Genomic DNA, 13,738 nt, shown 5'->3' with positions numbered 1-13,738 from the left:
CGACCTCCGCCTTGGAGCGGGGGAGCGAAGCGGAGGAGCGGAGGAGGGAAGAATCGAGACCTCAGGGCCGCGAACCCGCGCCCCGGCGCGAAGCGGAGGGGCAATCCAACACAGCCCCCGTAACCTACGATGCCGTAACCTGGCTGTGATGGTTGCTCATCACATGGGCGACAGGCGTACGACGACGCGCTGACCAGCGCGCACGACGACAGGAAGCGTTCCGGGATATGGCATCGAAGAGTGGTGGGTTCTCCGTGCGAGGACTGCGGGACTGGCTGGAAGCCCCCGTGGCCGAAGGCGGCACCGGCGGGCGGACTCCCCTCGACGCACTGCGCGGCGCCGCGGCGCGCATCACCACTCCCCTGCTGCCCGACGACTACCTGCACCTGGTGAACCCGCTGTGGTCGGCGCGCGAGCTGCGCGGCCGCGTCGTGGAGGTGCGCAAGGAGACCGCGGATTCGGCCACCCTGGTGATCAAGCCGGGCTGGGGTTTCGACTTCAAATTCGAGCCGGGCCAGTACATCGGCATCGGCGTGCTGGTGGACGGCCGCTGGCACTGGCGCTCGTATTCGCTGACCTGCCCGCCGGATTGGACCGGCGACAGCGCGCACAAGGGCAGGCGGCTCATCTCCATCGCGGTGAAGGCGATGCCGGAGGGCTTCCTGTCCAGCCATATCGTCTCCGGGGTGCCGGCCGGGACCATCGTGCGGCTGGCCGCGCCGCAGGGCGGGTTCGTGCTGCCGGATCCGGCGCCGTCCAAGGTGCTGTTCCTGACCGCGGGCTCGGGCATCACGCCCGTCATGGCCATGCTGCGCACCATGGATCGCCGCAATGCGGTCCCGGATCTCATGCACATCCACTCCGCCCGCACCCCCGACGACGTGATGTTCGGTGACGAGCTGCGCGACATGCACGACCGGCACCCGGGTTTCACCGCGCACCTGCACCTCACCGGCGAGCAGGGCAAGTTCGCGCTCGCCGATCTGGACGAGGTGGTGCCGGACTGGCACGAGCGCGAGGTCTGGGCCTGCGGCCCGCTGCCCATGCTGGACGAGATCGAGAAGCATTGGGCCGCCGCCGGTCTGGAGTCCAAGCTGCACGTGGAGCGCTTCGAGATCGAGCGCAACGCCACCGCTGAGGGCGGCACCGTCACCTTCGCCAAGGCCGGCCGCTCGGCCGAGGTGGACGGCGCGACCACGCTGCTGCAGGCCGGTGAGGGCGCGGGCGTGCAGATGCCGTTCGGCTGCCGCATGGGCATCTGCCAGACCTGCGTTGTCACGGTCACCGAGGGCCATGTGCGCGATCTGCGCAACGGCAAGGAGCACCGCGCCGGGGACAAGATCCAGACCTGCATCTCGGCCGCGGCGGGTGACTGCACCCTCGAAGTATGACGCGCACACCGTGTGAGACGACCCCGCCCGAGAACGGCTACCCTCGATGACAATCGAGCCTGAACACGGTCCCATCGGGACCGACCACCCGCGCAGCGGTGCGAGGCAGATCAACCACGGAAGGACCGCCGGTGGCCATCACCGACATCAAGGCATTCGCTCATCTGACGGCGGCCGATATCGAGACCCTGGGTCAGGAGCTCGACACCGTTCGACGCGATATCGAGCACTCGCTCGGTGAACGCGATGCCCGCTACATCCGGCGCACCATTGCGGCGCAACGGATTCTGGAGGCCGCCGGCCGCGCCACGCTCTTCGCGTCGAAGAAGCGCTGGGCGTGGCTGACCGGCACCGCACTGCTGTCGGTCGCCAAGATCATCGAGAACATGGAGCTCGGGCACAACATCAGCCACGGGCAATGGGATTGGATGAACGACCCGGAGATCCACTCCACCACCTGGGAGTGGGATATGACGGGCACCTCGGCGCAGTGGAAGGCCGCGCACAACTATTCGCACCACATGTACACCAACATCCTCGACATGGATGACGATCTGGGCTTCGGCATCCTGCGCATGACGCGCGACGAGGAATGGAAGCCGATCAATCTGGCGCAACCGGTGGCGAATCTGTTTCTGGCCGCGCTGTTCGAGTGGGGCATCGCGCTGCACGATCTGGCGGCCACCAAGGAGCAAATGGGTGTGCCCCCGAGCCGGCTCTTCCCCCCGCGCCACATCGTCAACGAACCGAACAAGGCGTTCTGGCGCAAGGCCGGTAGACAGGTCGCCAAGGATTTCGTGATCTATCCGGCGCTCACCGGTCGTGCCTGGAAGTCGACACTGAAGGCGAATGCCACCGCGAACCTGATTCGCAATCTGTGGGCATACGCGGTCATCTTCTGCGGCCATTTCCCGGACGGCGCCGAGAAGTTCACCGTGGACCAGTTCGAGAACGAGACGCAGGGCGAGTGGTACCTGCGCCAGATGCTGGGCAGCGCCAATTTCGATGCCGGCCCGGTGATGGCGTTCATGAGCGGCAATCTCAGCTACCAGATCGAGCACCACCTGTTCCCGGATATTCCGAGCAATCGGTATCCCGAGGTCTCGGTGAAGGTGCAGGAGCTGTGCGACAAGTACGACCTGCCGTACACCACCGGCTCGCTGGGCAAGCAATACCTATTGGCGTTCCGCACGATTCACAAGCTGGCGCTGCCGGACCAGTGGCTCAAGCGGACCTCCGACGACGCGCCGGAGACCTCCTCGGAGCGCAAGTTCGCGGGCATCTCGCTGCCGTCCATGCCGACCTGGAACGGCAGTGAATGGCTGGCCGAGCACAGCGCGAGCGAGTGGCTGGCCGAGCACCAGCCGCGCTGGGGCCTGGACCCCGAGACCGGTGAGCGGCGCGGGCTGCGGTCGGCCATGCAGGAGGCCAAAGTAGCGCTCAAGGAGAAGGCCGCGCACGAGAAGCAGGTGTTGCGCGAGGCCAAGGCCGCACTGCAGGAAAAAGCTCGGACGGAAAAGGCCGCGTTCGCCGATAAAGCACAACGCGGAGGCTGGTTCTCGCGTAAACTCCGACGCAATCGTTAGCAGATTCGAGTCACGAAAACAATGCGGTATTCGACACGTTAGAGATTCGATCTTCGCCAACCTACGGGACCGTAACCTACGGTAGTGTAACCGCCATGGCGATCTCGGATGTCAAGGAATACGCACACCTCACCCCGGAGGACGTCGAAGCGATCGGGGCGGAGCTGGACGCCATCCGCCGTGAGGTCGAATCGTCCCTGGGCGAGCAGGATGCCCGTTACATCCGCAATGTGATCCGTCTCCAGCGCGGCCTCGAAATCAGTGGCCGCGCAGTGCTTTTCGCGAGTCTCTTCCCGCCTGCGTGGCTGGCCGGCGTGGCCCTGCTGGGCACCGCCAAGATCATCGAGAACATGGAGATCGGCCACAATGTGATGCACGGGCAGTGGGACTGGATGAACGATCCGGAAATCCACTCCACCAAATGGGAATGGGACAACGCCGGCCCGTCCGAACACTGGAAGATCACCCACAACTTCCTGCACCACAAGTACACCAATGTGCTGGGCATGGATGACGACATCGGCTACGGCCTGCTGCGCGTCACCCGCGATCAGCGCTGGTCGCCGTTCTATCTCGGACAGCCGGTCTACAACCTGCTGCTGCAGATGTTCTTCGAATACGGTGTCGCCATCCAGCATTTGGAACTGGGCAAGGTCGCCAAGAAGAAGTGGGCCCCGGGTTCGCCCGAGCGCATCCAGTTCGAGGAGGACCGCAAGACCGTTCTGAAGAAGATCGGCAAGCAGGCCGCCAAGGACTACCTGATCTTCCCGCTGCTCACCGGCCCGGCCTTCCTGGGCACGCTGACCGCCAACCTGGCCGCGAACATCGTGCGCAATGTGTGGACCAATGCGGTCATCTTCTGCGGTCACTTCCCCGACGGCGCCGAGAAGTTCACCAAGTTCGACTGCGACAACGAGACGCAGGGCGAGTGGTACCTGCGCCAGATGCTGGGTTCGGCCAACATCTCCGGTGGCCCGCTCATGCATTTCATGACCGGCAACCTCTCGCACCAGATCGAGCACCACCTGTACCCGGACATCCCGTCCAACCATCTGTCGGCCATCGCGGTGCGGGTGCGGGCGCTGTGCGAGAAGTACGACCTGCCCTACACCACGGGTTCGCTGCCGGTGCAGTACGCCAAGTCGTGGCGCACCATCATGAAGCTGTCGCTGCCCAACAAGTACCTGCGCCGCTCCACCGACGACGCTCCGGAAACCAAGTCGGAGAAGATCTTCGGCGGCGAGTCCACCATCGACCCGATGACCGGACGCCGCCGCGGCCTGCGCACCGCGCTGCGGGAGGGCCGCCGCAAGCTGTCCCGGCGCGAACCGGCCCTGGTCGGCTGAGCCACCCGGCATCCCGAAACGCCCCCCGCCGAGTTTCCGGCAGGGGGCGTTTCGCGGGAATGGGCCGATGACCCCCGTCGACCTCCGGCCTGGTTCACTGGACGCCGTGTGTTCCGAAGGTCCTGTCAGCGCCACCGAATGTCTGAGCGTCTACGACGCCATCAAACTGCGTCGTGATGTCCGCGCCGAATTCACCGGCGAGGTGGTCGACGACACCACGCTGCTCCGGATCCTCGAGGCGGCGCATCGGGCGCCCAGCGTCGGCAATTCGATGCCGTGGGATTTCGTGGTGCTGCGAGATCCGGCCACGCTGACCAAATTCGCCGATCATGTGGCCGAGAAACGGCAGCAGTTCCACGACTCGCTGCCGTCCGATCGCGCCCAGACCTTCAATCCGATCAAGATCGAAGGAATTGTGGAGAGCGGCACCGGCATCGTGGTGACCCACAATCAGGCGCGCGGCGGCACCCACGTGCTGGGTCGCGCGACCGTGCCGGAGACCGGCATCTACTCCACCATCCTGGCCATCCAGAACCTGTGGCTGGCCGCCACCGCCGAGGGCGTGGGCGTGGGCTGGGTGAGCTTCTACGACGAGCCGTTCCTCACCGACCTGCTCTCGCTGCCGCCGGGCGTGAAACCGGTCGCCTGGCTCTGTGTCGGCCCGGTCGACGAGTTCCAGCCGGTCCCGGACCTCGAGCGCTTCGGCTGGCGCCATCGGCGGCCCCTCGAGTCGGCCGTGCACTGGGAACGATTCACGCCACGCACGGACGATTAGCCACGGACCGGCAGTCCCTGGACCAAGCCGGTCTGGTTACGCTCCCGCGACCGGACGACAGTCGTGGCCATGACGACTTCGACCGGTATCGCCCTCACCCCCGGCCTCTGGACCCTGGACGCCGCGAACTCCACCGTCGGCTTCTCGCTGCGCAACTTCGGACTGCTGCGCGTGCGCGGTGAATTCCGGCGCTTCGACACCGGATTCGTGGTGGACGACGCCGGGGCGGCGGCCATCGAGGCCACCATCCACCTGGATTCCTTCCACACCGGCAATGCCAAACGCGACGACCACGTCCGCCACGCCGACTTCCTGGATGTGGAGCGCCGGCCGACCATGACCTTCCGGACGCCCGGCCCGATCCGGATCGGCGAATCCTTCGACGTGAACGGCGAAGTCACCTTCGGCGAGCTGACGCGGCCGCTGCCCCTGACCGTGTCCTGGAACGGACTGCGGCCGCATCCCGTGACCGGCCGCCCGTCCATCGGCTTCACCGCCACCGGCAGCCTGGACCGCGGCGACTTCGGTGTCGGCCCGTCCTTCGGCGGCATGATCGGCCGCATCCTCACCGTCGACCTCGGCATCCAGTTGAACGCACCGGCCTGATCCGTTCAGATTCCCAGCGACTCGATCACCAGCTGAGCGACTTTCGCGCCGGAGTACTGCTGTTGACCGGTGATGAGGTTGCCGTCGCGGACGGCGAAGGCGCGGAACAGGCCACCGGTGACGAAGTTGGCGCCCAGCGCGCTGGCCTCGTCCTGGATTCGGAACGGCATCACGGTACGGCCCAAGGCTTGATCCGAGAAGTCCTCCTCGACATTGGCGAAGCCGGTCATGGTCTTGCCCGTGATGAACGGCGTGCCGTCGTCGGCGACAACGTCCAGCAGCGCGCAGGTACCGTGACACAGCACCGCAGTAGGCTTCTCGGCGGCGTGGAATGCCCCGATCGTGGTGGCCAGATCCTTGCGGCCCCGGAAGGTGAACATCGGCGACTGACCGCCACAGACCACGATGGCGTCGAAGTCGTCGTGGTCCAGATCAGCCAATACGGCGGTATCGTCCAGCAGAGCAGCCAATTCGGGGGTGTTGACGAAGCCCATGGTGATCAGATCGTCTGCCGACCACTTGCTCGCGTCGCGCGGGTCGGACATGGCGTCCATCTCCACTCGCCCGCCGTCGGGGCTGGCTATGGTGATCTCATAGCGGGCTCTGGTGAATTCGTAATAGGGATGTGTGAGTTCGGCGGCCCAGAAGCCCACCGGAATGTTCAGCGTCGTCGAGGTCGCCGGGTTGGCGACCACCATCAGCACTCGGGGACGCTGGGCACGGGTCACATCGATGATCTCGTGATGCTCGGTCGGCTGCGCGATGGCCATTGTCGGTCCTCGGATGGTAGGGAAGGACTTCTGACTGCGCACGCCATCCTGCTGGCGCGACGATCAGGTGACGGGTTCGCTCTCGGTGCGGGGGTTGAGGTAGCCGAGCTGGATCGGCCGCAGATCGCCGCGCATGAAGCCTGCGCTGGTGACAGGTTCATCGGCGATGATGCGCTGCGCGGCGGCCTCGTCATCGGCGGTGAAGATCCCTACGCCGGTATTGACACTGCCCAGGGTAGGCCCGGCCACCAGCAGCACACCGGCGCTGTCCAGGCGCGCCAGCCATTCCCTGTGCGCCGCGAACGCCGATCTTTCGTCTGTGGTCATGGTGGCGATGAAATTGTCGCGGGGCGGATGCATCAAAAAGATCCACTCGGCCATTTGCCGAGTATACGTTCGCCGTGGCAGTTGCCAGGTCGTTGCTCGGTGGCTGTGAATAACCGCCGTCGCGTGCGCCGCAGATCCGATAACCCCAGACCCGCCCCGGCCACCAGCACGAGCGTGTTCAACGGCAGCCGCAGTTGCCAGAACGTGTCCGCGAACCCATCCGGGTCGGCGGTCGCCGCACCGCGCAGCCCCGCGACCCCGATCCAGGTCAGGGCCGAGGCGGCGAACCAGAATTGGCCGCGGGTGACCGGGCGCGCCAGCGCCACCGTGATCAGCGGAGCGACGTTCACCGCGATCAGCAGAACCGACAGCACGATCTCGTAGACCATTGCGGGACCGCTCAATTGACCGGTGTATCCGCGGCGGTCGCCCGCGTGCTCGGCGATCGCGTGGACGATGACGAGCGCGAGACCCCCGGCGACTGCGATCACCAGCGCCGCCCGGTGGAGCCAGTCGTTGTCCCACACCCGCGCGACGTGCGCGCACAGCAGGCAGACCGCGACCAGCAGCGCCACATCCGAGACGAGGCCCGCCAGACCACGGGTGACGAAGACGGAATCGACGCCGTCCCGCCACTGCGGCGCTATGAAGATCGCACCGGTCGCCAGCAGCGACAGCACCACGGTGATGGGGCGGGTCCGCGGCGCGTCACACCACAGGGCGAGCCGGGCCAGCGCCACGGCGGCCGTGATCGCGAGGGCGATCGCGAAGACACTCTCCATCCGCTCCTCCGGCGGCCGCGCGCGATTCGTCCAGCAATCCACGCCCGAGCCGTTCGCATCGTGTTGTCTTGGATCGGTATTCGGATCGCTGCTCGGCGCGGGGGCCGGCCGCCGGGCCGCCTTCGGCACGGCGGCGCGCTGCGCATCCGGCGGATCCGGAAATCGGGCCGCGATCAAACCGTCGATCGGACTCACACCATAGGTGCGGCCGACGGCGATGACCCGTTTCCACGATCGGCGAGTCGCTGCTCAGATGACGGGATACCCGCACGGCGCTACGGTCCGTCCGGGTGTCAGCGCAGCGCCTCGGCCGGGCGATGGCCGATGACCGCGACATCGTCGAGGGTCACCACCGGATCCCCGGAGTCGCGCTTGCCGGTGATCGTGATGGTCCCGGTGAACACGTCGCCCTGCACCACAGTGCGGCCCGCCGGTGCGGCGAGCTCCACCCGGGCGCCGTCGATGGTGTAGTAGTCGGTCGGCCCGCCGCTCACGAACGCCAGAGTCCACACCGCCGCATCCGAATACACCAACCCGTACACGGGATACCGTTCCCCCGAGTGCTGTTCTGCATTGCGCAGCCGCAGATACAGGTCGTGGTCCGCCACCGGTTGCCCGCCCTCGGACCCGGTCACCGGAAGTGGCAGCGCCCCAGCGCTTCCCATACCGACCGCAGCGCTGCCCACGCCACAGCCGCCCGCCGCGACCACGAGTGCCGCGGCGCCGACCATCGTCCTCGCGACCATGACCTACCTCCGCTCATCTCGGTCACCCCGGGAATACCCACTCGACATCACCTCACCACCAACCATTTCCGCACAGCACGCAAAAGACCCCGGCCCACATCCGCGAGCCGGGGTCTCACCTGCACGAAGTCGTGTTCGCGCCGATCCTCACCGCGGCGGCGCATTCGGGTAACCGCCGCCGGCACCGATGGCACCTCCGACACCCGCGGCGGCCGGCGCACTGCCCCGGAAATCTCCACCCGCGCCGTTCGGGGTGTCGATCGGAATGCCGGTCAACCGGTCGCGGCGCGACTCCGGCCGCGTCGGCGAACACCATCCCGATCTCCCCGGCACGGCACGGGCGTCGGCGAGCGCGGCCCGGATGACCCGGGCCAGCGCCGGTGGCCGCGGCGAGCCGGGCCGCGGATCGAAACCGCTGGCACACCCGCCGACCCCGATCGAGCCGGTTCGAATCCTCCTGGCCTGCGGGAACCGGCTGGGCGACGGCTGCCGAAACCCGTTGGCACAGAAGCGTGTCGGCTAGACCCGCTCCAGTACCGCCGAGGCCCCGATGCCGCCGGCGGCGCAGATGCCGAGCAGGGCGGTGGACTTGCCGGTCAGGGCGAGTTCGTTGGCCATCGTGGTGACCATGCGCGCGCCGGTCGCGCCGAAGGGGTGGCCGAGAGACACCGAGCCGCCGTGCACATTGAGCTTGGCCGGGTCGATCGCGCCCACCGCGGCGTCGCGGTCGAGGCGGGTCTTGGCCCATTCGTCGCTGGCCAGCGCCGAGACCACGGACAGGGTCTGGGCGGCGAAGGCCTCGTGGATGTCGACGAAATCGATGTCCGCGAGCGACATTCCGGCCCGGTCCAGGGCTCGCGGCATGGAGACGGCCGGGCCGATCAGCACCTGGTCGCGCGGGTCGACGCTGACGAAACTCCAGGAGCGGAAGGCGGCGAGGGGCTCGTAGCCGAGCGCGCGCGCCTTCTCCTCGCTCATCAGCAGCACCGCCGCGGCACCGTCGGTGAGCGGGCTGGAATTGCCGGCGGTGACGGTGCCGTTCTCGGCGAAAACCGGTGCCAGCTTGGAGAGTTTGGCCAGGCTGGTGTCCGGCCGCACCAGTCCGTCCCGCGACACCGCGGTCCCGTCGGGCGTGTGGACCGGCACCACCTCGCGGTCGAAGCGGCCGGAGGCGATGGCCGCGGCGGCCCGGTGATGCGAGGTGGCGGCGAAGTGGTCCTGTGCGCCGCGCGAAATCCCGTGTATGCGCGCCATTTTCTCGGCCGACTCGCCCATGACCTCACCGGTGGTGCGCTCGGCGATCTGGGGCCGGCGCGGCATCAGGTCGAAGAACGGGGCCAATTGGGTTGCGGCGGTGAGATAGTCCTTGGCCTTGGGCTTGCCCAGTGCCAGCGGCGCGGCGGCGTGCACAAGCTTCTGCGGCAGCTTGATCTCGGCATTGCTGGTGGAGTCGCTGCCGCCGGCGACCATGATGTCGTACTCGCCGCGTTCGATGGCGGCCGCCGCCGACACCACCGCCTGCAGCCCGGACGCGCAGGCGCGCGTCACCGTGTAGCCCTCGCAGCCCGGATCCAGTTCCAGGTCGAGCGCGATCTCCCGCGCGATGTTCGGTGCGCCGCTGGGCAGGATCACCCCGCCCCACACGATGGCCTGGACGTCCTGCTTGGCCAGCCCGGTCCGTTCCAGCAGCCCGCGCACCGCGCTATCGGCGAGGTCGATGGAGTCCATCCGCGTGAATTCGCTGAATGCCCGCACGAACGGGGTCCGAGCCCCGGCGACGATGACAGCACGGCGAGCGCCCTTGGTAGCCATGGCACAGTTTTAACTGATACGCGCCGTAACAGCAAGAGGCCCCTGGACACAACAGGCGACCGGGGTCCTGTTCGTGACCCCGGTCGAAAGGTGGATGTTCCCCAGCCGCTGGTTACGCGAGCCTGATGAGCCCGTAGTCGAAGGCGTGGCGGCGGTAGACGACCGACGGTCGGTCGGTCTCCTTGTCCTGGAACAGGAAGAAATCGTGGCCTACCAGCTCCATCTGGTAGAGGGCGTCGTCAACCGTCATGGGGATCGCGGAGTGCTGCTTGGTGCGCACCACATGGCCGGGGCCGGCGGCTTCGTCCATCTCGTCGGCCGCGTGCTCGTGCGCGATGGATCCATTGGCGGAGAACAGGGATTCGTCGATGAGATCGGCGGTCGCCTCGGACACCGAGATCGGTGTCTTGTCCCCGTGGTGGACGCGACGGCGGTCCTTGAGCCGGCGCAGTCGGCTCTCCAACTTCTCGACCGCGAACTCGAGGGCCGCGTAGAAGCTGTCCGCGCGCGCTTCGGCGCGGACGACCGGGCCTTTGCCGCGGGCGGTGATCTCTATCCGCTGGCAGTTCTTGCGTTGACGACGGTTGCGTTCGTGGGTGAGTTCCACGTCGAAGAGGTAGATGGTGGGGTCGAACCGCTCGAGCCGAGAGAGCTTGTCCGCCACGTGAATTCGGAAATGGTCGGGCACTCCGCCCTCACCGAGGGTCCTGCCCTTGACCACGACATCCGCGATGGTGGCCCGAGTGGATGAATCGTCTGAGATGACCTCGTCATCGAGCAGCACCGTGGTGTCTGCGTTCTTCGCTGAGAGTCGTGAAGTAGTCGTCACGCGTACCTCCCGGATCTGGCCGCACAAGCCGCTCGTGCGGCGGGATTGAAACGTGTGCCGATCGATGAACTCGCTCGGCACAAATGTCCGAGGCGCCACCTCCAAACTTGCGGTTCGGGTGTCTGATCGCCAACCTAGTGCGCCAGCGACCCGTCCGCCAGTGTTCACGCAAATTTCGGAGAATCAAGCCGCGCAAGTAACCAGCACGGCACGGACCCCCACCCGCGCAGCAGCCAGCGCACGTACCGATTCCCGCACCGTGACGCCCGTGGTCAACACGTCATCGATCACCACTACCTCGGCATTTGCCGGAAACAGGCTACTCGGCGGGCGGGTGGTGGCTACTATGATCCGCCCGTGCAGATTGTGCTGGCGATCGCGGTGTCCCAGGCCCACCGAGTCGCGCACACCTGGCCGCATGCGCAACAGACGGACCAGTCGGCAACCAGGTAGCGAACTCGCCGCGACGTTCGCGGCACGCACCACCGGATCTCCCCCGCGCCGCCGGGCGGCGGACCCGCGGCTGGGCGCCGGCACCAGCACCAGCGGGCGGGCGGTGTCCCGCAAATGATCCAGCCCCCTGGCCAATCCGGCGCCGAGCGGCCGCGCCAGGTCCCGGCGGCACTGCTCCTTGATCGCCAGCACGGCCCGCCGCGGCGCGCCCGCGTAACCGGCCAGCGCCCAGCACGGCACCCCGGGATCGGCGCGCGGACGAATCCGGATGGGCGGACCCGACAGCGCGGCGGCGCAGTCCGCGCACCACCCCGTCCCGGCCCGCCCGCACCCGCCGCAGGCGCGCGGCAGGATCAGATCCAGCAGTTCCCCCATGCTCCTCAGTGTGCGCCTAGCCGGGCAGCACCGGAACCGCGTTGGCCCCCAGGCCCGGAACTTCGCGCCAGTAGTCCTCGCGCCCTTCGGGATTGCGGGTCAGCTCCAGCACCGCGCGGGAGTCGGCCACGTACTCCTGGTCCGGTGAGGCGCTCAGCACGCGCACCGGCGGGGTGAGGTTCTGGGAGGTCTGGGCGCGGAACTCGGAGCCGTCCACCAGCACCCCGGCCACCGGGTCCACATTGCCGTCGCGGCCCACCACGACCTTCTCGTCGCTGAGCCAGTCGATGGACACCGCGGGCGTGCTCAGCCCGACGGCCAGCGGCAGCGGCGAGGACAGCGAGAACTTCCCGTTCGGCTGCGGCACCACCACCGCCACGTACACCTTGCCGTTGGCGATGAGGGCCGCCCGCGCCCCGGACGGCGAGATGCGCAGCTCGGTGATGGGCGGGCGCGGCGAGGTCGAATTGGCCGCCGCAGCGGTCAGTTCCGCGATGTCGACGTCCTGCACCGAGACATTGCCGGTGGTGCGGTCGTGCACGGCCCGGATCACCCGGTCGCCGTCCACCACCGACCAGGCCGAGCTGCCGTCGGCGGGCCAGGTGGGCCGGGTGAAGGTGCCGCCGGTGGCGACCGGGAAGCCCTGGCCGTCATAGGTTCCGATGATCAGCGTGCGCTCGGGCTCGGGGTCCGGGCGGCCGGACTTGGCGACGGCGGCGACCAGCTGCCCGTCCGGCGACAGCCCCACCGACTGCAGGGTGTGGGTGGCTCCGAAGAAGCCCGGGGCAGCGGTGATTCCGCTGTCGGTGATCGCCACCAGCGACCCGTCGCGCACGGCGTGCATGCCGGCCCGGTTGCGGGCGATGGCGTCGGGGCTGCGGGCATCCACGTCAGCGCGCTGCCAGCCGCCTACGTGCCTGTCGTCGAGCGGTTTGCCGTCGGCGTTGAGCAGGTAGGGCCCGGGCACGTCGGCGCCGGAGAGGGTGAGCACGATCTGGGCGGCCATCACATCGCGGGTGGGCGGGTCGAGGGCGGTGGCGCCGGAGAAGTCGGCGCCCAGCCCGCCGCCGCCGACGCCGACATTGCCGACATCGCCGTTGGCCCTGGTGATCGGCCCGCGCAGGGTGAGCGGCGCGCCCATGGGATTACGCACGGCGGGTGCGAGCGCGGACTGGGGTCCCTGGGCGAGCAGGCCGAGCAGCCGCTGCGCCAGCTGGTCCTTGCGGGCGGAGATCCAGCGCAGGTCGGGCACCATGGCCTGCCCGGCCAGGTTCGGGAAGAACAGCGAATACCGGTGGTAGGACTTGGCGAAGGCGGCCTGTTCGACGATCACGCCGGGCGGCAGATCCTTGATCCGCCACTCGCCGTCGATCTTCTCCATGTCGACCTTGGTCTCCAGGGTGCCGTCACCGGGCCGGTAGGAGCCGTCGGCCGCCAGCTCGCCGATCTTGCGCGCCCGGATCACATAGGTGGCGGAGTCGCCGTTGCGGGACTCCCGCAGCGTATTGGGCTGCGAGTCCACGATGCTGGTGGACGCCGCGTCGTCCCACTGCGCATTCGCCGCGGGCGAGAGGAACTGCCGGGCCGCCTGATGCCGGTCGGACGGATCAGCCGTGGCGGCCATGAAGTCCAGCAGCAGCTGCTCGGGTTCCCGCCCGGCGACGGGTGGCAGCGGCGAGGCGCTGGTGGGCTGGTGGTCCAGGCTGCCCAGCGCCTGCGGCGCCGAGGAGTCCGGCAGGCTCGCGCACGCGCTGACACTGAGCAGGCAGCCGACCACCACCAGGGCCCGGCGCAGGCCCGCGGACGGCCTCATGATTGGCCGTCCCCCTGAGCGGCCGGAACCGAGCCGCCGGAAGTGTCTCGGCCGGAACCGCTTCCGCCGGAACCGGCGGAATCACTGTCGGCGGCATGGTTTTCCCCGTTGGCGCCGGCCGCGGCGG

The 13,738-nt window shown here is 68.1% G+C and carries 13 protein-coding genes; 5 read left to right on the top strand and 8 right to left on the bottom strand.

Annotation, left to right across the window (positions count from 1 at the left end; all coding sequences use genetic code 11):
• Positions 1–227 precede the first annotated feature (227 nt).
• The 5 genes from ACFXKA_RS13545 to ACFXKA_RS13525 all read left to right on the top strand — a co-directional run bounded on the left by ACFXKA_RS13545 (position 228) and on the right by ACFXKA_RS13525 (position 5,704).
• Entirely contained in the window at positions 228–1,391 is a 1,164-nt protein-coding gene (locus ACFXKA_RS13545; RefSeq protein ID WP_379427419.1) for a ferredoxin reductase, read from the top strand.
• Positions 1,392–1,522: 131 nt separating this feature from the next.
• Positions 1,523–2,977 (top strand): fatty acid desaturase family protein, encoded by a 1,455-nt coding sequence (locus tag ACFXKA_RS13540; RefSeq protein ID WP_379427418.1) that lies wholly within the window; start codon positions 1,523–1,525, stop codon positions 2,975–2,977.
• 95 nt (positions 2,978–3,072) lie between these two features.
• The gene (locus tag ACFXKA_RS13535) at positions 3,073–4,323 is read left to right on the top strand and encodes a fatty acid desaturase family protein (RefSeq protein WP_379427417.1); all 1,251 of its coding nucleotides are present in this window, start codon (positions 3,073–3,075) and stop codon (positions 4,321–4,323) included.
• A 106-nt stretch (positions 4,324–4,429) separates the two neighbouring features.
• Positions 4,430–5,098 carry a 5,6-dimethylbenzimidazole synthase gene (bluB, locus tag ACFXKA_RS13530; RefSeq protein WP_379427416.1) on the top strand — a complete coding sequence of 223 codons (669 nt, stop codon included), beginning with the start codon at positions 4,430–4,432 and terminating at the stop codon, positions 5,096–5,098.
• Positions 5,099–5,167: 69 nt separating this feature from the next.
• A complete protein-coding gene (locus ACFXKA_RS13525) occupies positions 5,168–5,704 on the top strand; it encodes a YceI family protein (protein WP_354833955.1) in 537 nt (178 codons plus the stop codon).
• A 5-nt stretch (positions 5,705–5,709) separates the two neighbouring features.
• Here ACFXKA_RS13525 and ACFXKA_RS13520 read toward each other — a convergent pair whose 3' ends face one another.
• The 8 genes from ACFXKA_RS13520 to lpqB all read right to left on the bottom strand — a co-directional run bounded on the left by ACFXKA_RS13520 (position 5,710) and on the right by lpqB (position 13,611).
• A complete protein-coding gene (locus ACFXKA_RS13520) occupies positions 5,710–6,474 on the bottom strand; it encodes a type 1 glutamine amidotransferase domain-containing protein (RefSeq protein ID WP_379427415.1) in 765 nt (254 codons plus the stop codon).
• Between the two features lie 63 nt (positions 6,475–6,537).
• Positions 6,538–6,855, bottom strand: coding sequence for a YciI family protein (locus tag ACFXKA_RS13515; RefSeq protein WP_379427414.1), 318 nt, complete (start codon positions 6,853–6,855; stop codon positions 6,538–6,540).
• On the bottom strand, positions 6,834–7,583 hold the full coding sequence (locus ACFXKA_RS13510) for a hypothetical protein (RefSeq protein WP_379427413.1): 750 nt from the start codon (positions 7,581–7,583) through the stop codon (positions 6,834–6,836). Before ACFXKA_RS13510 ends, ACFXKA_RS13515 begins: the two co-directional genes overlap by 22 nt.
• Before the next feature lie 293 nt (positions 7,584–7,876).
• A complete protein-coding gene (locus ACFXKA_RS13505) occupies positions 7,877–8,329 on the bottom strand; it encodes a hypothetical protein (protein WP_379427412.1) in 453 nt (150 codons plus the stop codon).
• A 519-nt stretch (positions 8,330–8,848) separates the two neighbouring features.
• Positions 8,849–10,141 carry an acetyl-CoA C-acyltransferase gene (locus tag ACFXKA_RS13500; RefSeq protein ID WP_379427411.1) on the bottom strand — a complete coding sequence of 431 codons (1,293 nt, stop codon included), beginning with the start codon at positions 10,139–10,141 and terminating at the stop codon, positions 8,849–8,851.
• Between the two features lie 112 nt (positions 10,142–10,253).
• Positions 10,254–10,970 carry a ribosome hibernation-promoting factor, HPF/YfiA family gene (hpf, locus tag ACFXKA_RS13495; RefSeq protein WP_379427410.1) on the bottom strand — a complete coding sequence of 239 codons (717 nt, stop codon included), beginning with the start codon at positions 10,968–10,970 and terminating at the stop codon, positions 10,254–10,256.
• Positions 10,971–11,153: 183 nt separating this feature from the next.
• On the bottom strand, positions 11,154–11,798 hold the full coding sequence (locus tag ACFXKA_RS13490; RefSeq protein WP_379427409.1) for a ComF family protein: 645 nt from the start codon (positions 11,796–11,798) through the stop codon (positions 11,154–11,156).
• Positions 11,799–11,814: 16 nt separating this feature from the next.
• Entirely contained in the window at positions 11,815–13,611 is a 1,797-nt protein-coding gene (lpqB, locus tag ACFXKA_RS13485) for an MtrAB system accessory lipoprotein LpqB (protein ID WP_379427408.1), read from the bottom strand.
• Between the last annotated feature and the right edge of the window lie 127 nt (positions 13,612–13,738).

This window comes from Nocardia sp. NPDC059228 (assembly GCF_042754245.1).
GTDB lineage: Bacteria > Actinomycetota > Actinomycetes > Mycobacteriales > Mycobacteriaceae > Nocardia.
This window is presented reverse-complemented; position numbering and strand designations above follow the sequence as displayed.